Here is a 20,651-nt window from a genome sequence, read left to right on the forward strand (position 1 = left end):
GCGGACGTCCCGAGCCCGACCCGCGTCGTTATGTGACGCGATCGCGGGTGTCCGGGAGGTGAACAACCGGTGCGGCCGGACGACAAACGAATCAGGCTGCGCAGAAGTATATTTCGCATCCCCTCCGGTCCGATGACCTCGGGATGTGAATAGCCCGAAGTATGCGCGACATTGTTCCGCTATTGCGAATTCACCGGAGCGTGTTAGACATCCTGGCCATGATCAAGAAAACTCTCGCCGTCACCGCGCTGGCCGCAGGTGCCGTTCTCGCCATCGCGCCGCAGGCGTTCGCCGACAACGCCGACCCCAATGCGTACAGCGATCGCACCGCCGACTTCGTCGCGTACAACGATCCCGCCGTCCTGAGCGCCAAGGATGCCGGCAAGCAGATCATCGTCAGCCCGTACGGCACCAGCCACACCATCGCGTGCAAGGGCAATGGCGCCGACGTGCCGTGGTACGGCTGCATGCAGCAGGACAACCCGGGCCTGGGCTGGATCATTCTGGACAAGCAGGACCTGCCGGGCCTCGGCCCCGCGTGGGTCGACACCATGAAGAACGACCCCAACGCCTAAGCACCGAAGACTGCCGGGGGGCCGCACGAAGGACTTGGTCGGGAGTAAGCCGAACCCGCCCGCTTCGCGAATTCGAAGCGGGCGGGTTCTTTGTCGTCCGGGTGGGCTACGCCTCGAGCTTGTAGCCCAGGCCGCGCACGGTGACCAGGTGTTCCGGCTTGGCCGGGTCGGCCTCGATCTTCGAGCGCAGGCGCTTGACGTGCACGTCGAGGGTCTTGGTGTCGCCGACGTAGTCGGCGCCCCAGACGCGGTCGATGAGCTGTCCGCGGGTGAGCACGCGACCCGAATTGCGCAGCAGATATTCGAGCAGGTCGAACTCCTTGAGCGGCAGGGTCACCGCCTTGCCGTTCACCTGGACGGTGTGGCGGTCCACGTCCATGCGCACCGGGCCGGCCTCCAGCACGCTGGTCTCGCTGCCGTTGTCGGGTTCCTCGCCGGCGCCGCGGCGCAGCACGGCCCGGATGCGGGCGATCAGCTCGCGCGAGGAGTAGGGCTTGGTGACGTAATCGTCGGCGCCCAGTTCCAGGCCGACCACCTTGTCGATCTCGCTGTCGCGCGCGGTCACCATGATCACCGGGACACTGCCGCGAGCGCGCAGTTGCTTGCACACGTCGGTGCCGCTCATGCCGGGGAGCATGAGATCGAGCAGGACGATGTCCGCGCCGGAACGGTCGAACTCGGCCAGGGCGGCCGGGCCGTCACCCACCACGGTGACCTCGAACCCCTCCTTGCGCAGCAGGAACGCGAGCGGATCGGCCAGCGACTCCTCGTCCTCGACGATCAGCACACTCGTCATCGGGTTGCCTCCACACCGTTGGTTCTGGCCCGCCCGAGGGGGCGCGAGCCGTTTTCCTTCTTGGCCACCGGAACACCGGTGGCAAGTCTCTTGTCGACCTGCCCGTTGGAATCGGCAGGGTGGGCCGGGATACGCAGGGTGAACGTCGATCCGGTGCCCAGTTTGCTCCACAGGGTGATCTCACCGTTGTGGTTGGCGGCCACATGCTTGACGATAGCCAGCCCGAGGCCGGTACCGCCGGTGGCACGCGAGCGCGCCTTGTCGGCCCGGAAGAAACGCTCGAAGACGCGCTCCTGGTCCTCCTTGGAGATGCCGATGCCGCGATCGGTGACCGCGATATTGACGTAGCCGCCGCGCAGCGCCCGGCTCACCGACACGTGCGAGCCGCGCGGCGAGTAGGCGATGGCGTTCTCGACCAGGTTGGACAGGGCGGTCACCAGCAGGGTCTGGTCGCCGAGCACCTCGAGGCCGCTGGTGGCGTCGGTGGAGACGGTGATGCCCGCGGCCTCGGCCACGTTGCGGGAGCGCTCGATGGCCTGGGTGACGACGGTGTCGACGTCGACGGCTTCCAGTTCCGGCAGCCGTTCCGCGCCCTGCAGGCGGGACAGTGCGATGAGCTCGGTCACCATCTTGCCCATGCGGCGGGCCTCGCCGTGCAGGCGTTCCCCGAAGTGCCGCACCGAGTCCGGATCGTCGGCGGATTCCAGCAACGCCTCGGCCAACAGGCTCATGGCGCCGACCGGGGTCTTGAGCTCATGGCTCACATTGGCGACGAAGTCGCGGCGGGTGGCCTCCATGCGGGCCTGCTCGGAGTCGTCGTCCGCGAACAGGACCACGAAGTTCGTGTTCTCCTGCGAGAGCGGCCGAGCAACCCCTCGGACAGCGAGGCGGGCGCGGCCCGGCATGGGGATCTTGGCGGTGAGTTCGAAATCGACGTCCTGGCCGCCGGCCAGCACCTGTTCCACCGCGGCCCAGGCGCGCTCGTCGAGCAGGCGGTCGTGGACGACGCCCAGCTCCTCGGCGCGCGGGTTCACCAGCACCACGTCCCGATACTGGTCCACCACGGCGATGCCGGACTCGGAGGCGAGCACGATCAGGTCCAGGACCTGGGACATGGTCAGCCCGGTGTCGGTGGCGGCGCGCAGGCGCTCCTGGCGAGCGTTCACATACGGAATGAGCAGTCCTCCGACGGCCAGTCCGACTACGGCCGCCAGGACTGCCAAAAGCACGGCCTGTGGAACGCTCACACTTTGAATCGTACGGTCGCCGACGCGTGGTCAAACCCCGGGTGCTGGAAGTTTCACGCAGGTCATGGGTACTTCCATCCTCGTTAGCCCGGCGTTTACGCAATGTTCGGTCAGCGTGTCTCGACCGCTGAGCGCCCTTGCGGCAACCACTTTCGCGATCGCGGATCAGTCCTCGGCGTCGCCGTAGAGGGCGGTGCGGACGGTGTCCCCGTGGCGGTCCGCCCACTCCCCCAGCGCGAAGATGGGGATGAGCAGATCCGCGCCCGCCGGAGTCAGCGAATACTCCACGCGCGGTGGGGCTTCCGCGTATCGGCGACGTGCCAGCAATCCCATCCGCTCCATGCGCCGCAGCGTCTGGGTGAGCATCTTCTGACTGATGCCGCCGATCGCCCGCCGCAACTCCACCGGCCGCATCGGGCCCTCGCGAAGTGTGTAAACGATCACAGTCAGCCACGAATTGCCGAACACGTCCACGGCGAGCCGCGCGGGGCAATCGGATTCGAGCCCGCCGTACTCCGCGAATTCCACCGGTTCGATGATCTCGGCCGTCATGAATCCAGCCTGCCACCGCCATTGGGCACCCGGGAGTGCGCATCGGAATCCCTAGCGTCGATTTCGCAAGCCAGACCAAGGAGTTCACATGCGAATCGGAATCATCGGAGCCGGACAGATGGCCCGCGCCCTCGGCGGCGGCTGGGCTGCGGCCGGACACGAAATCGCGCTCGGTGCACGCACTTCGGCCCGCGCCGACGAGGCAGTCGCTGTCATCGGCCACGGCGCACGAGCCACCACCATCGCCGACGCCGCTCGCTTCGGCGACATCACACTGCTCGCCGTCCCGGTCGACGCCCTCGCCGAGGTGCTCGCCGCGGCGAACTCGGAGGACGTGACGGGGGTGGGTGCGGCGGACGGAACCGACGGAAGCCATGTCCTGGCGGGCCGCGCGCTGATCGACTGCACGAATGCCTTCGCGCCCGACAGCGGAGGGTTCACCCTTTCCGAACCCGCTGTCGCAGAACGGATCGCAGCCACTGTGCCCGGAGCCCGTGTGGTGAAGGCGTTCAATCTGCTTGCGGCCGAGGTCTGGGCGGGCCCGCACCGCGAGTTCGAGGGCCGCCCCCTGACCGTCCCGCTGTGCGGCGACGACCCGAACGCCATGGCGACGGTGGCCACCCTGGCCACGGACCTGAAGCTGCATCCGGTCCACGCGGGCGGCCTCGCCCAGGCCCGATACCTCGAAGCCACTTCGGCTTTCGTCGTCGGTCTCTGGTTCGCGGGCCACGACGCCCGAGCCATGTTCCCGCCCTTGAAGTCCGCCTTCGCCGTTGCGGATTAGGCCGGTGGGCTTGCCGGGAGCCGCAGAGTGAGTGTATGGTCACTCACATGAACAGGCGCGGGATCGCACTCTCGACTTCGGACATTCGACGGGAAGCCGTGCTGGACGCGGCCATCACCGAATTCGCCAAGACCGGATTCCATGGGACCCCGATCAACACCGTCGCCGCGACGGCCGGGATCTCCCCCGCGTACGTGTTCAAACTGTTCCCCAGCAAGGTGGAGTTGTTCGTCGCCGCGCTGGACCGGTGTTTCGAGCAGGTCGAGGGGGCGCTGGCCACCGGAGCCGCCCGGACACCGGGCGGCGATCCGGAGCGGGTGCTGCACGAAATGGGCGGGGCCTACGCCGAATTGATCGCGGACAAGAGCCTGCTCATGCTGCAGGTGCACGCCCTGTCCGCGGCCGATACGCCCGATATCGCCGCGGCCATGCGCCGCGGCCTCCAGCGCATTACCGACTTCGCCGAAACCCGTTCCGGCGCAACGGGTGAGCAGGTGCAGCACTTCATGGCCTACGGACAGCTGTGCCACCTGATCACCACCCTCGGCCTGGACGCCGGCGAGGGCGCCTGGGCCGCCACCCTGACCGCGGGAATCCGCCACTTCAACTGACCTTCACACGCCCTCCGACGAGGGCGTTTTCTTTCACCCACAGGGTGATTGACCAATCACGCACCAGAGAGGGACGAACCGATGTCGAACATCATCGCCACCGAGGTAGTGCTGCCGGGACGCGTCGAGCCGGAGGGCCTGACCGTCACCGACCGCGAATTGCCGCCGCCGGGCACCGGCGAGGCGCTGATCCGCATGGAGGCGACGGGCGTGTCCTTCGCCGAACAGCAGATGCGGCGCGGCAAGTACTACGACCAGCCCGCGTTCCCGTTCGTGCCCGGCTACGACATCGTCGGTGAAGTACTGGCGGTGGGCGCTGGGGTCGATCCGGCCCTCGTCGGCCGCCACGTCGCGGCGCTGACCAAGATCGGCGGCTGGAGCAGTCACCTCACGGTGCCCGCGGGCGATCTGGTGCCGGTACCCGACGGGCTGGCGGCGGAGACCTTCGTCGTCAATGGCATCACCGCCTGGCAGATGCTGCACCGGAAGGCGAAGGCCCGTGCGGGGCAGACGATTCTGGTGCACGGGGCGAACGGCGGCGTCGGCTCGACGCTGGTCCAGCTGGCGCGTGCCGCCGGAATCCGGGTGATCGGGACGGCGTCGGCACGCAATGCGGACGCGGTGGCCGCGCTCGGCGCACTGCCGGTGGACTATCGCGGGGACGTGGCGGCCCAGGTGCGGGCGCTCGCGCCGAACGGGGTGGACGCCGTCTTCGATCATGTCGGCGGTCCCGGCATCGTGGACTCCTTCGCATTGCTGGCGCCCGGCGGCACCCTCGTCTCCTACGGCAGCGCGGCCACCAAGGACGAGGAGGGCGATTCCCGGCTGCCGGTGCTGAAGCTGTTCGCCCGGCTGCTGTGGTGGAACGCGCTGCCCAACGGGCGGCATGCGTCCTTCTACAACATCTGGGCCGGACGCCGCCGGCTCGCCCGGTTCCGGGCTCAGCTCGCCGCGGACCTCGGCGCGGTGCTCGATCTCGCGGAGCGCGGCGTGCTGCACCCCCAGATCGCGGCCCGAATCCCGTTGCGGGAGGCCGCACGGGCGCTCACCCTCGCCGAATCCGGCACCGTCACCGGCAAAGTCGTCATCCTCGGCGAAGCCTGAACCTCGGCACCGATGCGGGCGAAAAGCAAAGCCCCGGGTGTGCACGCCGTTGTGCACACCCGGGGCTTCGATCCCGGAGGGACGGATTCACCAGCCGGTGTTACCGCGGACCGGGATGTTCACGAAGCTCGGACGGTCGGGGTCGAGCTGGAGGTGTTCGGGCTTCAGACCGGTGTCGATGAGCATCGGCAGGATGGGAAGGCCCTTGGGGAAGTTGCCGGCGAAGACGTCGACGCGCAGGCGGTGGCCCGGCTGCAGGACGGCCTGGGTGCCGCCGAGGGCGATGTCGAGGGTGGTGGCCTCGCCGGGGACGGTCTCCTCGCGCTTGTCCAGGGAGGTGAAGGCGCGCGGGTCGGTGTAGTCGCCGTTGGCGGAGCGGGTGCTGTCGGCCTCGTCGACCTGGCGCAGCGAGGCCATGAGTTCGCCGGAGGTCAGCACGGTCGACTGGCCGTCGGGCGCGACATCGTTCACGGTGACGGTCCAGTAGCCGTCGGCGGCGTCCTGAACGGTGTTGAGGTGCACCGCGATCGGGCCCGAGACGGTGGTGGCCTCGGCCACCGGCGCGCTGGTGAAGGTGAGCGCGTTGGTCTCGGCGATGCGGGAGTCCTTGGCGCAGGCGTCGACCAGGTTCAGGATGCCCGCGGTGGCCTGGGCCGCGTCATTGGAGCAGACGGTGGACAGGCCGGGCGCGACGGTGAGCCGATCGGTGTCGCCATTGGCGTCGGCGGTGAGCGAGCCGTCGTAGACGCTGTTCGCGGTGCCGGAGCCCTGCGACGAGAGGTACATGCGGCGGTAGTCGGCGGCCTCGGAAACCGGTGCGGTGGACCCGAATCCGCCCTGGGTGGTCCAGCCGCCACCCTGCTGCTTGAGGGTCACCGGGCCGTACTGATCGATGCCGTTGTCGATGCCCTTGAGCCACTTGTCGAACCAGGCGCGCTGCAGCACGTCCAGGCGCGGCGGCGCCCCGACCCGGTTGACATCCGCACCCGAGGTGACGTGGTAGGTGTTGCCCATGAGCAGCTGCTTCTGGCCGGGCGGCAGCGGAATCTGGTTGTAGATCTTGGATTCCGAGTAGGTGAACAGGTCGTGCCAGCCGCCGGTCACGAAGGTCGGCACCTGAATCTTGGCCGGGTCGCCCAGCCACTCCTGGCGTTCCTGGCTGAAGCCGTTGAGCATGTCCTTGACGCGCGGGTCGATGCTGTTCATGTCCGTGCTGGTGTAGGCCGACATGAGCACGTCGAGGTAGCCGAAGGGATCGTTGACGCGGTCCTGCAGCCATTTGAAGTCGAAGGCGCCGTTGGCGATCGAGGCCAGGTCCGGCACCCACTTGAGGCCGTTGATGGCGCTCAGCCACAGCGGAATGAAGTTGACGCCGAAGCCGCCGCCGGGCGCGAGCACGTCGTCGATGAGGTCGCTGCCGGGCACGATGGGGAAGATGGCCTTCAGCGCGGGCGGCTGCTTCTCGGCGGCCTGCACCTGGTTGATGGCCGAGTAGGACAGGCCGTTCATACCGATGCGGCCATTGCTGAAGCCCTGTTTGGACGCCCAGTCGATGACCTCGACGGTGTCCTGCTGTTCGCGGCCGCGCAGCATGTCCCACTCGCCCTGCGAGAAGCCGGTGCCGCGCACGTCCACGACGACCTGCGTGTACCCGGACCTGATGAGCTGGCGGTCGACGGAGAAGTTGCGGAGTTCGCCGTTGCCCGCCGCGTTCAGCAGTTCACCGAAGCCGGTGAGCGGAGTGCCGTCGAGGTGGATGTTGCGGAAGACGTCGAGGAGCGCGTCGGACAGGCCGGGGATGGAGAAGGCGCTGTCGGCGATGTTCGACACCAGCTTGGTGTAGGGCGTCATATTGACGACGGTCGGCGTCGGGGCGTCGATGGGATGACCCGCGGCGTCGGCCGGGTGGTAGACATTGGCCTTCAGGACGGTGCCGTCACTCATGGTGATCGGGACGTCCCAGTCGATGAAGACGTTGGGGTACTGCTGCTGCCCGTCCTCGGTGGTGGTCCATTCGGCGCCCGCGGCACCGCCGTCGGGGCCGGTGGGGATGGCGGCATCGGCGGTGATGCCGGCAACAGGCAGGAGCAGAGCGGCCGCGGCGGCCGAGACCGTGGCCCGTAGCGCGTGCTTCATCGAACGTGATCTACCTCTCGCAAATGGTCGAACGCTCAGCAGCATATCTACTCCGAAGTAAGTTGCAAACCCCGGTTACAGACACTGATTTAAACTGGCAACGCTTCGGCAAATTATTTTGCGAGACAGGGAAATACCCTACGGTCACGTAGTGAGACGCGGATCACAGTAGCGGATAAGGCATTCCGATCGAGGCTTCGACGCGAAAACTTCGCCGGAAATGAAAAACGCGCTGTGACCGGATAATTCGGTCACAGCGCGAGTTTCGTTTCGAATTACTTGCCGCCCTGGCCGGCCACGGCGGCGGCGCCCGCCGCGGCGGCCTCGGGGTCGAGGTATTCGCCCTTGCCGATCGGCCGCAGGTTCTCGTCCAGCTCGTACTTGAGCGGGATACCGGTGGGGATGTTCAGCTCGGAAATCTCCTCGTCCGAGATGTTCTCCAGGTGCTTCACCAGGGCACGCAGCGAATTACCGTGCGCGGCAACGAGAACCGTCTTGCCCGAGCGCACATCAGCCGCAATGGTGTCCTCCCAGTAGGGAACCATGCGGGCCACGACGTCCTTGAGGCACTCGGTGCGCGGCACCTCGATGCCGGCGTAGCGCGGGTCGCCGTCCTGGCTGTACTCGCTGTCCACCTCGATCGGCGGCGGCGGGGTGTCGTAGCTGCGGCGCCACAGCATGAACTGGTCGTTGCCGTACTGCTCCTTGATCTCCGCCTTGTTCTTGCCCTGCAGCGCGCCGTAGTGGCGCTCGTTCAGGCGCCAGTCGCGGACCACCGGAATCCAGTGCCGGTCGCAGGCGTCGAGGGCATTGTTGGCAGTGCTGATGGCACGGCGCAGCAGCGATGTGTAGACGATATCCGGCAGAATCCCGTGCTCGGCGAGCAATTCACCGGCACGCTTGCCTTCCGCGACACCCTTGTCGGTGAGACGAACGTCCACCCAACCGGTGAACAGGTTCAGGGCATTCCATTCGCTCTCGCCGTGGCGCAGCAACACGAGGGTGTACGTCATGACGTCATCCTCCCACGCGGGGTTTCACCTGCATTCGCGGCCCCGAACGCGAGAATCGCGGCACCCTGCAGGGTGGCCTGATCGGTCAATTCGGACGGCACCACGCGCAGTCCGCGCAGGAACTTCAGCCGCGCGTGCGCCGCGGCGGCGGTCCGCAGCGGACCCCACAGCGGTTCGCCGGATTGCGCGAAGCCGCCCCCGATGACCACCAGATCGGTGTCGAGCAAGGCGGCGGCCGAGGCGACAGCCGTCCCGATCGCGGTGCCCGCGCGCTCGAGGGCGGCCACCGCGATCGGCTCCCCCGCGTGCGCCGCGGCCGCGAGCTCCACCCCGGTCGTTCCGGTCCAGCCCTGCCGCCGCGCCCAGCGCACCGAGGATTTGCCACTCGCCACGGCTTCCACACACCCGAATCCACCACACGCGCAGGGCTCGTTCTGACCGGGCACGACAATATGACCGACGTGCCCGCCATTTCCGGTGCGCCCCATGACAACCCGGTCATCTGAGATGATGCCGCCACCAATTCCCGAGGAAACGGTCATGGCGAGCACATTCGGCACCCCGCGCGCAGCCCCGAACCGCTGCTCGGCCAGCACCAGGCACACACCGTCGATGGCGAACCGAATCTCGGCCTCCGGAAACAGTTTCCGCACCGCATCCACGATCGGAAACCCGTCGGCCCACTCCGGAATATTGAGCGGCCCGCAAACTCCGGCGCCCACATCCACCGGCCCGGCCGACCCGATGCCGACCGCACTCACTCGCGCATCCCGGACAACCTCGGTCAGCAATTCCCGGCAGGCTTCCCACACCTCGGACTCCGGCACGGCGATCCGTCGGGGCTCTCCCACCGCCCCGGCCGAATCGACCAGCGCCGCCGCGAATTTCGTCGCTCCGATATCCAGTGCCAGCGCCGTCATCCGCAGCCGCCTCCCTTACGCTCCCGTACCGATAGCCCGGCCGATTGTCGCGCGCCGATGCCGTCTCCGTACGCCAAGGCGGCAACTGATCTCGTAACGGTCGGGGTAACTCGTCGCGGACGCCCGGAATCGGTTCGGTACCCAACCGCCGGCACGCGTCGCCAAACGCCGACGGCTCTCAGCCGGGCGCTGAAGATTCGGGGAGGCGGGACAGCTACGGCTTGTCCGCAGAATCCACGAGGTGTTCGAAGGCGCGGAGGTTCTTCAGTGATTCGCCGCGGGCGACCCGCCATTTCCATTCCTTGCGAATGGATTCGGCGAAGCCGAGTTCGAGGAGGGTGTTGAAGTCGGCGTCGACGGCCTCGAGGATCTGGCCGAGCCAGCGGTCGAGTTCGTCGGGGGTGACGCGGTCGTTGGACATGCGGCCGACCAGGTAGATGTCGCCGACGCGGTCGATGGTGTAGGCCACGCCGTAGAGGCGGCGGTTGCGGCGGAGCAGGAATTTGTAGACGCCCTCGAAGTTCTCGTCGGGCTTGCGGCAGACGAAGGACTCCATCCGGACGCCGTGCTTGCCGACGCTGACGCCGATGACGGTCTTGAGCTTGCGTTCACCGGGGAGCACCACCACGAACAGGTCGGGGGCGTCGCGGGTGTACTCGATCTCGCGTTCGCGCAGCGTCTCGTCGATGAGTTGCGCGGTGGCACGGGCGGTTTCGTCGTTCAGGCCGCCGGTGCTGGCATGCGGGCGGGGCGTCCACTCCTCGGTGCGGTCGGCCTCGCTCATCTGCGTACTGCTCCCATCCGACGCCGCCACAGCGCCAGCGATCTGGCGTGATTGCTGTCGGTGTGCAGGTTACCGCTGTGCGGCCGGATGGCCGGCGCCTGGGCGAGCGCGGCGGCATAGCTGTCGAGCAGCGCCTCGGCCGTGTGCGCCCAGGAGAAGTTGGCGGCGTGCCCGACCGCGGCCCGGCCCATGTCCTCGAGCTTGCCCGGATCGTCGAGCAGTGAATGCAGAGCTGCGGCCCAGTCGCCGGTCTGGTGGCCGGGCACCAGCAAACCGGAGACGCCGTCATGGACGGCGGTGCTCAGCCCGCCCACATCGGCGGCGAGCACGGGGGTCCCGCTGGCCTGCGCCTCGATGGCGACCAGGCCGAAGGATTCGTTGTAGCTGGGCACGGCCACCAGGTCGGCGGCCCGGTAGACCTGCACCAGCCGGTGCGCGGGCTGGGGCGGCAGGAAGGTGACCCGGTCCGAAATGCCCAGGGCCGCAGCCAGTTCGATCAGGGCCTCGGGCTTCTTCAGTCCGCTGCCGGACGGGCCGCCCACGATCACCACGCGCAGCGGGCGTTGCGGCGGGGTCGGCAGGGCGGCCTCCTCGGCCAGCACCTGGGCGGCTGCGCGCACCAGCACGTCCGGGGCCTTGAGCGGCTGGATGCGCCCGATGAAGGCGACGATGCGCTCATGCGCGGGCAGGCCGAGTTCGCGGCGGGCGGCGAGCTTGTCGCCGGGCTGGTAGCGGGTCAGGTCGGCGCCGGGCAGGGCCACATCGATGCGGTCGGGGTCCGCGCCGTACAGCTCGATCAGCTGCCGGGCCTCGTCGGCGGTATTGGCGACCAGCCGGTCGGCCTCGGCGACGATCTGCTTCTCACCGATCTCGCGGACCGCGGGCTCGGGGCAGTCGCCCTCGGCGAGGTAGGCGTTCTTGACCGCGGCCAGGGTGTGGGCGGTGTGCACCATGGGCACTCGCCACCGGTCGCGGGCCAGCCAGCCGACCTGGCCGGAGAGCCAGTAGTGCGAGTGGATGAGATCATAGTGGCCGGGCAGATTGCGGGCCTCGGTGCGCAGCACCTCGGCGGCGAAGGGGCACAGCTGGGTGGGCAGATCGTGCTTGTCGAGCCCCTCGAAGGGCCCGGCGGCCACCGTGCGGACCAGCACGCCCGGCGCGGCCTCGACCACCGGTTCGTCATTGGAGGAGGTGGCCCGGGTGAAGATCTCGACCTCGGTGCCGCGGCGGGCCAGTTCGATGGCGGTCTGCAACACGTAGACGTTCATGCCGCCCGCGTCGCCGGTCCCGGGCTGGGCTAGTGGTGAGGTGTGCACCGATAGCACGGCAATCCGATTGGGCCGTAGGTCCAGGCGCTGACTCACCACTCCAGTGTGCACGGGGGTAGTAACACCCCATGCACGGGTTACCTTCCCAAGTGAGGTCGGTCACAACTCGCGTGAGTCTTCCGAGGGCTCCGCCCCCGAACTCCCGCGACGCGCGATTACCCCAGCGCCTCAACGAAATTGGTGATCTCCGTCACGAACCGGCTGGGATCCTCGATGAACAGGCCGTGCTGCGCGCCCTCCCAGTAGGAGGTCCGCACGTCCGGCGCGGCGCCGGCGATGTAGCGGCCGTTCTCGATCGGCACGACCGGGTCGGCGGTGCCGTGCAGCACCAGCACCGGCACGTCCAGGGCGCGCAGGGTCTCGGTGTTGTCGACGGTGCGATAGAACAGGGCCTTGCGCACCCGGGGCAGGGTGGCGATGCTGCCGCCGAACAGGCGCTGGGCGTCCACGCCCTTGTCGCGGCCGGGCCCGGTATTGGCATTGCCGAAGGCGGCGAAACCGCGCATGGCCTTGCCCGCGCTCTCGTCGAAGACGTCGGGGATGGCCTTGCTCATGCCCGGACCGGTCTCCGCGCCCTGGACCCCGCGGCCGATATTGGCCTGTGAACCGGTGTAGACGACGCCCGCGATCGCGCCGGTCCCGTAGGCGGTCAGGTAGTCGGACAGCACGATGCCGCCGTACGACCAGCCCAGCAGGATCGCGCCGGAGGAGATGTCCTCGGCGGCGAGCACCGCGGCGATATCGGCTGCCCAGTTCTTCGGGTCGTCGTATCCGGCCTCGGGGGCGTCGGAGTAGCCGTGGCCGCGCAGGTCGACGGCGATCACCCGGAATTGCTCGGCGAGCAGGTCGGCGGCCTGCCCCCAGCAGCGCAGGTTTCCGGACCAGCCGTGCAGGAGAACGAGCGGCCGGGCCCCCTCCGGACCGGTCACCCGGTAAACAATGGTCGTGCCGTCCGCGCTTGCTACTTCCCGAATCGCCATAGGAGTGAGGCTAACCACCCGCGACGCACCGGCGACACGCCCTGCCTAAGCTCAGGGACATGAGCACTCGTACCGCTGTGGTGACCGGAGCCAGTTCGGGTATCGGCGAGGCAACCGCCCGCGAACTCGCCAAGCAGGGGTACCACGTGTACGTCGGCGCCCGCCGGGTCGATCGGCTGGAGCAGCTGGCCGCGGAGATCGGCGGGACCGCGCTGCCGCTGGACGTGACCGACGAGGAGTCGGTGCGCGCCTTCACCGAGGCCGTCGAGCGCTGCGATGTGCTGGTCAACAATGCCGGCGGCGCGAAGGGCCTGGCCCCGGTGCTGGAGGCGGATCTGGACGACTGGCGCTGGATGTGGGAGACCAATGTGCTGGGCACGCTGCGGCTCACGAAGTCGTTGCTGCCCAAGCTGATCGCCTCCGGTGACGGCCTGATCGTCACCATCACCTCGGTGGCCGCGTTCTCCACCTACGACAACGGCTCCGGCTACACCTCGGCGAAGCACGCGCAGGCGGTGTTGCACCGGACGCTGCGGGGCGAGCTGCTGGGTCAGCCGGTGCGGCTGACCGAGATCGCGCCGGGCGCGGTGGAGACCGAATTCTCCCTGGTGCGTTTCGGTGGCGACGCCGAGCGCGCGGCGAGTGTGTACCAGGGCATCGATCCGCTGGTCGCGCAGGACATCGCGGAGATCGTAGGCTTCGTGGCCTCGCGCCCGCCGCACGTTGATCTGGACACCATTGTCGTCAAGCCGCGCGATCAGGCCGAGGCGGGACGTTTCGCCCGCCGCTCGTGAAGTCGCCTCCGCAGGGGTAGGTCAAATGGTGTTGTGCCGCAATGTAGTTCACCTCACATGATCTGAATCATAGATTTTTCAAAACCGAAATACCGGCACTGCTAGCGTCGCCCGCAACCGAGGGCTGCTTGGAGTGAACATGGTGAGATCACGAATCGAGGCGGTCGGGTCCTACCTGCCCGACACCGAGATATCGACCGCGGAATTGCTGGCCCAGCTGGCCATCGACTCCCCCATCGACCTGGAGCGCATCAGCGGCGTGCGGCACCGCCGCCGCTGCGCCGAGAACGAGGATTCCCTGAGCGTCGCGCTGGCGGCGGCGCGGACCGCACTGGCCAATTCGTCCTATGACGCTGCCGATCTGGATATCGTCATCTCCTGCTCCATCACCCGCATTCGCGACGGCGAATTCTGTGTGGAGCCGTCCTTCGCACTCATGATCCGCAATGAACTCGGCGCGACCGGGGCCATCCACTTCGATGTCTCCAATGCCTGCGCGGGCATGATGAGCGGAGTTCTCGTGCTGGATCGCATGATTCGTGCGGGCATGGTGAAACGCGGGCTGGTGGTTTCCGGGGAGTACATCACGCCCATCTCCGACACCGCCGTGCGTGAGATGTCCGAGAAATACGATCCGCAGTTCGCCTCGCTGACCGTCGGCGACGGTGCGGCCGCCGTCATTCTGGACAGCGAGGGCAGCGCCGACGAGGGCATCGACTACATCGAACTCAATACCAGCGCCGGTTTCGCACAGTTGTGCCTGGGCATGCCCAGCGATCGCAGTTCCGGCATCGCGCTGTACACCGACAACCGGGCGATGCACAATGAATCCCGCTATCTGCTGTGGACCACCCGGCAGCGGGATTTCCTGCGCGAGAACGACAGCAGTTTCGCGGCGGAAGGCTACGACCACGTGATCCATCATCAATTCAGCGCACCCGCGGTGGAATTGGTATCGAAGATCGCCGAACGCGAATTCGACGCCCCGGTGCCGCCCGCGCTCATGGTCCTGGACCGCTATGGCAATACCGCATCCACCTCGCATTTCGTGGTATTACACGACGCGCTCAAACAACAGCGGATAGCGTCCGGGGCGAAAGTACTGATGGTGCCCGCGGCTTCCGGCGTCGTGGCCGGGTTTCTGTCGGTGACGCTCGGCGACCTTCGGGTGTGATGCAGCATGGGAATCGTCATTTCTTCCGTAACCACCGAAATCGGTGGCGGCAGCTCCATCGAGCAGGCGGCGGCCGCGGCGCGCCGGGCCATCGCGGAGGCCGGCGCCACACCGGAGCAGATCGACGCGCTGATCAATACCGGCGTCTATCGCGACTCGAACATGGTGGAACCGGCCATGTCCGCGCTGATTCAGCAGCAGGCCGGCATCGGGCTGGAGTATCGCAGCGGCGATGTGCCGTGCCTGTCCTTCGACCTGATGAACGGTGCCTGCGGCATGCTCAATGCCATCCAGGTCAGTCAGGCGCTGCTGGAGGCCCCGACCGTGCACCGGGTGCTGCTGGTCTCCGGTGACGCGCATCCGTCGAAATCCCCCGAACCGCAGCCGGGCTTCCCGATCAAGCCGGTGGGCGCGGCCATGCTGCTGGAAAAGCGGCCGGGCACAGCCGGATTCGGGGCGCTGCACATCAGCGCCACCGACGGGCGGCCCGCTGCAGAGGGCTTCGTGCGGCTGTCGGAGATGGGCTCGACCGGCCGGTCCTCGATCACCGTGAACCGCACCGGCGATGTGGAAGAGCTACTGCACCACGCGGTTTCGGCAGCGTCGGAGGCGCTCGACGTGGCCGACGCTCCCCCCGCGCGGACGGTGCTCATCTGCGGGCGGCCCACCGCCGGATTCCCCGCACTGCTGGCCGAGCGCCTGGGCATCGCGCCGGAGGCGGTCAGCGCCGACGATACCGAGGGCTCCGCCTCCCCGCGCTTCGACGCGCACACCTCGGCACTCCCGGTGGCGTATCTGGCGGCCCGCGACAGCGGCAAGCTCGATCGGGCCGACGTAGCCTTGTTCGTGGCCGCCGGGGCCGGGCCGTCGGCCGCGGCCATCGCCTACCGCCTGCCGAAACCGTAAGCCGGGGCGAGGAATCCGCCGGGAGGGGCCATGAACGAACTGTGGGTGATCGTGCCCGCCTACAACGAGGAGCACGGCATCGCCGGCACGCTGTCCGCCCTGGCCGGGCAGCGGGACCGGGACTTCACGCTGCTGGTGGTGGACAACAACTCCACCGACGCCACCGTCAAGGTGGTGCGCGATTTCGCGGACACCCATCCGGACCTGCGCGTCGAGGTGATCACCGAGCTGCGCAAGGGCACCGGCGCGGCCGCCGACACCGGCATGCGGCACGCCATCGCGGCCGGTGCGACCCGGCTGGCCCGCACCGACGCCGACTGCCTGCCCGCCCCCGACTGGACCGCGCGCATCCGGGCCGCCTTCGACTCGGGGCTGCGGCTGATCAGCGGGCAGCTGATCCCGCGCACCGACGAGGGCGTGCGGCTGCGTGATCGCACCATCATCCTGGTCGCGCTGGAGGTGGCCTCCCTGTTCGGGAAATTCCGGCCCGGCAACCGCGATCCGCGCTACCTGGGCCCGTATGTCATGACGCCCGGCTGCAATATGGCCATCACCGCCGAACTGTACGAGGCCGCGGGCGGATTCCCGCGCACCGCCATCGAGGAGCTGCACGAGGATCGGGCACTGGTGAACGCCGTGCGCACGCTCACCACCGACTACGGGCTGCGCCGGGACGTGCGGGTGTACGGCTCCAACCGGCGCGTGCGAGCCTGGGGTGTGCGCAAAACTCTCGCCTGGTACGCCGACCACCGCTACAAACCGGAGCTGGTGGACATCCGGTGAACGCTGGATACCCCTTGGCGGGTGAGGATTTCACCGCGCTGCTCCGCGAGCAGGTGCTGCGCACCCCCGACGCGCCCGCGCTGGGCATGATCGGCGAACCACCGCTCAGCTTCGCCCAACTCGACGCCCGCGTCCGGCTGGTCGTGAAACGCCTGCACGGCAAGGGCTTCCGCCCCGGCGACCGCATGCTGTTCTCCATCCGGCCCTGCGTGGACGCCGTGGTCATGGTGTTCGGGACCATCGCGGCGGGTGGCACCATCGTGTTCGTGGACCCGGGCGTCGGGCCCGAATTGTTCGCGCGCCGCATCGAATTGGTGCAGCCGAGCTGGGCCGCGACGGAATCGCTGCTGTACCTGCTGAGCGGGCCGCTGCGCGGGTTCGGCCGCCGGCTCGGCCTGTCGCTGCCGGAGTTCGGGCAGCTGCCGGTGCGGCACATCCGCTGCGGGCCGTGGCTACCGGGCACGCCGCGCGGGGCCCTCCCGCTGCGGCAGCTGGTGGGTTCCGAGCCCGGTTGGCAGGGTCCCGCGGCCACATCGACCTTCGACGCGCCCGTCGAGGACCCCGACGCCGAGGCGCTCATCGTCTTCACCTCCGGCACCACCGCCGACCCGAAAGCCGTTGTGCACACCCGTGGTTCGCTGGGCGCGGGCCTGGCGGCCATGGCGGGCTGCACCAGCCTCATGCCCGGTTCGCACCTGCACACCGAACAGCTGATGATGGGGCTGCCCGCGGTGCTGGAGGGCGCGCGCTGGTCCATGCCGCGGTACCCGCGCTTCGGCACCCACATCGACCCGATCGGCTTCGCGCGCACCCTCGGCACGGCGACGCACGCCTTCTTCACCCCCGCCGACCTGGCGGTGGTGCTGGACGCCATCGAGGCCGGGCGACTGGTCGCGCCGGTGCACCTGGAGGAGGTCTCGCTGGGCGGCGCGCCGGTCACCACCGCGCTGCTGCGCCGCGCCCGCGCCGCCCTCCCGGACACCGAATTGCTGGCCGTCTACGGCATGACCGAGATCCTGCCGGTGGCCATCACCTCCGGCACGGACAAGCTGGCCTTCGAGGGATCCGGTGACCCGCTCGGCCCGCCGGTCGAGGGCGTGGACGCGCGTCTGGCCGACGACGGGGAGCTCATCCTGTCCGGGCCCAATCTGTGCCGCGGCTACCTCGGGGAACCACCGCTGAAGGAGATCGCCACCGGCGACCTCGCCCGGTTCGAGGGCGGCACCCTGGTGCTCATGGGCCGCAAGAAGGACATGATGATCCGCGGCAAGACCAATATCTATCCGGGCCTGTACGAACCGGCCATCGCGGGCGTCGAGGGCGTACGGCAGGCCATCATGGTCGGCATTCCCGACGAGATCGGCGACGAGCGCATCGTGCTGGCCGTGGTGCCGGACCCGGACGCCTCCGATATCGAGGACCGGCTACGCCGCGAATTACCGTCCCTGATCGATGTTTCCGCGCTGCCGGACGACATCGTGCTGGTCGCGGAGATCCCCGTCGGCGGGCGCACCAGCAAGCCCGACCGGGCCGCGCTACGCGCCCGGCTGGCGCAGCGGCTCGGCTGAGGGATCCGGGCGCTCGCGCAGCGCGGTCAGCATCGCGTCCGCGAACTCCGCCGCCCGCCGCTCGGACAGGACCGGTTCCGCGTAGCAGAACCCGAGGCGCATTTCCCCGTGCGCGGTCGCGACCGCCACCGTCAGGACGCTCACACAGGAATTCGACGCGGCCAGCATCAGTCCCGAAAGCCGCCATGCCCCGGCCGTTTCCGGCAATTCGACCCGCCCCAGATTGGTGACCGACACATTCCACGGCGCCCGCCGATCCACCAGGTCCGCCAGGCGCCGGCCGGATTCCAGCGCCCGCGGCGTCCCGAATCGCATGCCTGCCACCGTCGCCAGATGCCGCCGCTGCCGCACCCCGCGCTCGAGTTGCCGCTTCACCGACCGGGCCGCGGTCCATAGCGGAACTCCGAACGGCACGAATCCGACCAGCACCGGCGCATAGATCCCCAGCTCATCGTCGGCCGGACGCGGGGAGAGCAATTCCCGGAAATCCACGGGCGACGCGATCCCGGCGATTCCGCTCCCCCCGGAATTCCAGGCGCCGACCGCGGACGCCGCCGCGGCGGCCAGCGCCCCGTGCACGGTGACTCCGGCGCGCCGGCAGTCGGTTACCAACGCCGCCAGCGCTTCCCGATCGAGCACCCGGTGCACGACCCTGGTTCGCCGCTCCGGTAGCGCCGCCCGCGCACCGGCCACGCGCTGCGGCCGCTGCCCGAGCGCCGCCACCTGATCGAACAGCGTCGTATACGCCCACCGCCACCACCCCCGCGCCCCAGCGGGAATCAGATCATCCGCGGCCGGAACCTCCGCACGCGCTGCCACCCCGGCACTCGCCCCCGCCGCATGCCCGATCAGCTTCTGCAGCAACGCCATCAGCGACCGGCCGTCCACGATGAGGTGCGAGATCGTGAGCACGACGTCATGGAACTCGTCCGCCGTCCCCGCCCCGACCGCGATATCGACAATGCGCGCCAACCCCTTCGCGGTATCGAAGGGATCAGCCATCTCGGCATCGATTTCCCGCACCCACGCCTCGGAATCGTGCGACTCCATGCGCCGCAACGGAATTCCCGGCTCAGCCAACTCCCGGAACCACGGATCCCGGCCCGCCTCGTCCACTACCCCTACCCGCAGGAGCGGATACTCCGCCACCAGAGCAGCGGCCGCCTCCTCCAGCCGCCGCGCCGAAACCCGCCCGTGAACCCGCACGCGCCCAGTGCAATTCGACGGCGAGATCCGGTCGATGATCCAGAACCACCGCTCCGAGGGACTCAGGGCGCGCATGTCGCGGAAGGGTTTTCAGCGGCCGCCGACGGGCTGGGGCGGGAGCGGGGTGGCCGAGATCTGGTTCTTCGGCTCGCCCTGCAGCGCCGAGAGGCCCTTCCAGGTCTCCCAGTCGATGGTCCAGTCGTAGATGTCGCCGTCCGCCGCGGAGAGCTGGATACGGGTACCGGTGACCTCGACCGGGTCGCCGTAGAGGGCGGTCGGGAAGTAGGCCTGGGCGTCGGTCGGGTTGAGGTTGATGCAGCCGTTGGTGACGTTCGAATTGCCCTGGGCGGACACCGATTCCGGATTGGCGTGAATGAACTCGCCATTGTTGGAGATGCGCACGGCCCAGCGTTCCCGCACGTTCGTGTAGAACGGCGGGTTGGACATCATGAAGTCCTCGTACTTCTCGGTCACCACGTGGATGCCGGAGCGGGTGACATTGCGGTCCTGGTTGCCTTCGCCGTAGCTGCAGGCGAAGTCGAAGACGGTCTGCCCGTCGCGCACCACCTGGACGCGGTGGGTGGGGGCGGCGGCCTTCACGATCTGGGCGCGGCCGATGCGGAAGTCGGAGGTCAGGTCGGAGTCGCCGAACAGCCCGCTGCCCATGTCCAGGCCGTACAGCTTGGCGCCGACGTGCACGGTGGTGCCCGGCTGCCAGTACTCGCGGGGCCGCCAGTGCACCCGGGAGCCGCCGTTTTCGTCCTGCAGCCACGCCCACGAGCCCTCGGTGGCCGGGGTGGCGGTGACGACGAGCGCCTTCTCGACCGCGGCCTTGTTCTCGACGTGCCCCTTGAACTGGAGCATGATCGGCGCCGCGATGCCGACCTCCTGGCCGTCACCGATATTGATGGTGGCGGGCGCGGTGTTCTTGGGGCTGATGGTGGTGAACTTGCCGTCGATGGCCACCGGCTTGTTGTCGGTGCCGATGGCGGTGCCGGACCAGGTGTAGGTGGCGCCGTAGCCGAGCGGTTCGTTCACCGTGAATTTGCTGTGAGTGGCATCGAAGGTACCGGTTACCTGCTTGCCATTGGAATTGGTCAGCGCCAGCTGATCGATGCGGCCATTGCTGACCGTCGCCGACACCGCGGTGGTCGGGTTGACATTGTCGGTGCCGCCACCCGGCTCCAGCTTGACGGACGCGACCGGAGCGGCCGGCGCAGGGCCGCCACCACCCTTGTTCGACGACGAACACGCCGCCGCGATCACTGCCGTCGACCCCACCAGAGCGGCCCGTATGGCCGCCCGACGGGTCAGTCCTCGTTTACTCACTTGCTCGACCCTACCCCCGCAAACCGTGTATTCCGGACGCTGAATTGGTGGCGAAAGCCAC

Annotated in this window: 20 protein-coding genes; 9 read left to right on the forward strand and 11 right to left on the reverse strand. The window is 68.5% G+C overall.

All coding sequences use genetic code 11. From position 1 onward, the window contains the following. The first annotated feature begins 218 nt into the window (after positions 1 to 218). On the forward strand, positions 219 to 575 hold the full coding sequence (locus tag ACFXN1_RS22815) for a hypothetical protein (RefSeq protein ID WP_379438173.1): 357 nt from the start codon (positions 219 to 221) through the stop codon (positions 573 to 575). Between the two features lie 106 nt (positions 576 to 681). Here the strand turns inward: ACFXN1_RS22815 and ACFXN1_RS22820 are convergent, their stop codons facing one another. The 3 genes from ACFXN1_RS22820 to ACFXN1_RS22830 form a co-directional block, all read right to left on the reverse strand. Then, positions 682 to 1,371, reverse strand: coding sequence for a response regulator transcription factor (locus ACFXN1_RS22820; RefSeq protein ID WP_154790977.1), 690 nt, complete (start codon positions 1,369 to 1,371; stop codon positions 682 to 684). Continuing rightward, on the reverse strand, positions 1,368 to 2,618 hold the full coding sequence (locus ACFXN1_RS22825) for a sensor histidine kinase (RefSeq protein WP_379389222.1): 1,251 nt from the start codon (positions 2,616 to 2,618) through the stop codon (positions 1,368 to 1,370). The genes ACFXN1_RS22820 and ACFXN1_RS22825 overlap by 4 nt, the downstream gene beginning before the upstream one ends. A gap of 165 nt (positions 2,619 to 2,783) precedes the next feature. After that, on the reverse strand, positions 2,784 to 3,170 hold the full coding sequence (locus tag ACFXN1_RS22830; protein WP_379438171.1) for a winged helix-turn-helix transcriptional regulator: 387 nt from the start codon (positions 3,168 to 3,170) through the stop codon (positions 2,784 to 2,786). Positions 3,171 to 3,258: 88 nt separating this feature from the next. Between ACFXN1_RS22830 and ACFXN1_RS22835 the strand changes: the two genes are divergently transcribed. The 3 genes from ACFXN1_RS22835 (at position 3,259) to ACFXN1_RS22845 (ending at position 5,669) form a co-directional block, all read left to right on the forward strand. Next, a complete protein-coding gene (locus ACFXN1_RS22835) occupies positions 3,259 to 3,954 on the forward strand; it encodes an NADPH-dependent F420 reductase (RefSeq protein WP_379438169.1) in 696 nt (231 codons plus the stop codon). Positions 3,955 to 4,001: 47 nt separating this feature from the next. Beyond that, positions 4,002 to 4,565 carry a TetR/AcrR family transcriptional regulator gene (locus tag ACFXN1_RS22840; RefSeq protein ID WP_379438167.1) on the forward strand — a complete coding sequence of 188 codons (564 nt, stop codon included), beginning with the start codon at positions 4,002 to 4,004 and terminating at the stop codon, positions 4,563 to 4,565. An 81-nt stretch (positions 4,566 to 4,646) separates the two neighbouring features. Continuing rightward, positions 4,647 to 5,669, forward strand: coding sequence for a medium chain dehydrogenase/reductase family protein (locus tag ACFXN1_RS22845; protein WP_379438165.1), 1,023 nt, complete (start codon positions 4,647 to 4,649; stop codon positions 5,667 to 5,669). 87 nt (positions 5,670 to 5,756) lie between these two features. Here ACFXN1_RS22845 and ACFXN1_RS22850 read toward each other — a convergent pair whose 3' ends face one another. The 6 genes from ACFXN1_RS22850 to ACFXN1_RS22875 all read right to left on the reverse strand — a co-directional run bounded on the left by ACFXN1_RS22850 (position 5,757) and on the right by ACFXN1_RS22875 (position 12,830). Next, a complete protein-coding gene (locus ACFXN1_RS22850) occupies positions 5,757 to 7,805 on the reverse strand; it encodes a CocE/NonD family hydrolase (RefSeq protein ID WP_379438163.1) in 2,049 nt (682 codons plus the stop codon). A gap of 275 nt (positions 7,806 to 8,080) precedes the next feature. Continuing rightward, positions 8,081 to 8,818 carry a phosphoglyceromutase gene (locus ACFXN1_RS22855; protein WP_354846955.1) on the reverse strand — a complete coding sequence of 246 codons (738 nt, stop codon included), beginning with the start codon at positions 8,816 to 8,818 and terminating at the stop codon, positions 8,081 to 8,083. Then, positions 8,815 to 9,738 carry an ROK family protein gene (locus tag ACFXN1_RS22860; RefSeq protein ID WP_379438162.1) on the reverse strand — a complete coding sequence of 308 codons (924 nt, stop codon included), beginning with the start codon at positions 9,736 to 9,738 and terminating at the stop codon, positions 8,815 to 8,817. Before ACFXN1_RS22860 ends, ACFXN1_RS22855 begins: the two co-directional genes overlap by 4 nt. Before the next feature lie 214 nt (positions 9,739 to 9,952). After that, the gene (locus tag ACFXN1_RS22865) at positions 9,953 to 10,522 is read right to left on the reverse strand and encodes a YbjN domain-containing protein (RefSeq protein ID WP_379389216.1); all 570 of its coding nucleotides are present in this window, start codon (positions 10,520 to 10,522) and stop codon (positions 9,953 to 9,955) included. After that, positions 10,519 to 11,886, reverse strand: coding sequence for a D-inositol-3-phosphate glycosyltransferase (gene mshA, locus ACFXN1_RS22870; RefSeq protein WP_379438160.1), 1,368 nt, complete (start codon positions 11,884 to 11,886; stop codon positions 10,519 to 10,521). The genes ACFXN1_RS22865 and mshA overlap by 4 nt, the downstream gene beginning before the upstream one ends. Before the next feature lie 119 nt (positions 11,887 to 12,005). After that, positions 12,006 to 12,830, reverse strand: coding sequence for an alpha/beta fold hydrolase (locus ACFXN1_RS22875; RefSeq protein WP_379438159.1), 825 nt, complete (start codon positions 12,828 to 12,830; stop codon positions 12,006 to 12,008). Between the two features lie 59 nt (positions 12,831 to 12,889). Between ACFXN1_RS22875 and ACFXN1_RS22880 the strand changes: the two genes are divergently transcribed. The 5 genes from ACFXN1_RS22880 to ACFXN1_RS22900 all read left to right on the forward strand — a co-directional run bounded on the left by ACFXN1_RS22880 (position 12,890) and on the right by ACFXN1_RS22900 (position 18,055). After that, complete coding sequence (locus ACFXN1_RS22880) at positions 12,890 to 13,624, forward strand: SDR family NAD(P)-dependent oxidoreductase (protein WP_354846970.1); 735 nt, start codon at positions 12,890 to 12,892, stop codon at positions 13,622 to 13,624. A 139-nt stretch (positions 13,625 to 13,763) separates the two neighbouring features. Continuing rightward, a complete protein-coding gene (locus ACFXN1_RS22885) occupies positions 13,764 to 14,798 on the forward strand; it encodes a 3-oxoacyl-ACP synthase III family protein (RefSeq protein WP_379438157.1) in 1,035 nt (344 codons plus the stop codon). Between the two features lie 6 nt (positions 14,799 to 14,804). After that, positions 14,805 to 15,704 (forward strand): hypothetical protein, encoded by a 900-nt coding sequence (locus ACFXN1_RS22890; protein ID WP_379438156.1) that lies wholly within the window; start codon positions 14,805 to 14,807, stop codon positions 15,702 to 15,704. Between the two features lie 30 nt (positions 15,705 to 15,734). Next, positions 15,735 to 16,487, forward strand: coding sequence for a glycosyltransferase (locus ACFXN1_RS22895; RefSeq protein ID WP_379438154.1), 753 nt, complete (start codon positions 15,735 to 15,737; stop codon positions 16,485 to 16,487). Continuing rightward, on the forward strand, positions 16,484 to 18,055 hold the full coding sequence (locus ACFXN1_RS22900) for a class I adenylate-forming enzyme family protein (RefSeq protein ID WP_379438153.1): 1,572 nt from the start codon (positions 16,484 to 16,486) through the stop codon (positions 18,053 to 18,055). Before ACFXN1_RS22895 ends, ACFXN1_RS22900 begins: the two co-directional genes overlap by 4 nt. Here the strand turns inward: ACFXN1_RS22900 and ACFXN1_RS22905 are convergent. Together ACFXN1_RS22905 and ACFXN1_RS22910 are read right to left on the reverse strand one after the other, a co-directional pair. Then, positions 18,023 to 19,336 (reverse strand): hypothetical protein, encoded by a 1,314-nt coding sequence (locus ACFXN1_RS22905; RefSeq protein WP_379438151.1) that lies wholly within the window; start codon positions 19,334 to 19,336, stop codon positions 18,023 to 18,025. The two genes, ACFXN1_RS22900 and ACFXN1_RS22905, sit on opposite strands and share 33 nt — an antisense overlap. Before the next feature lie 15 nt (positions 19,337 to 19,351). After that, complete coding sequence (locus ACFXN1_RS22910; protein ID WP_379399577.1) at positions 19,352 to 20,590, reverse strand: Ig-like domain-containing protein; 1,239 nt, start codon at positions 20,588 to 20,590, stop codon at positions 19,352 to 19,354. Positions 20,591 to 20,651: the final 61 nt, after the last annotated feature.

Source organism: Nocardia sp. NPDC059154 (assembly GCF_042755705.1).
Taxonomy (GTDB): Bacteria; Actinomycetota; Actinomycetes; order Mycobacteriales; family Mycobacteriaceae; genus Nocardia.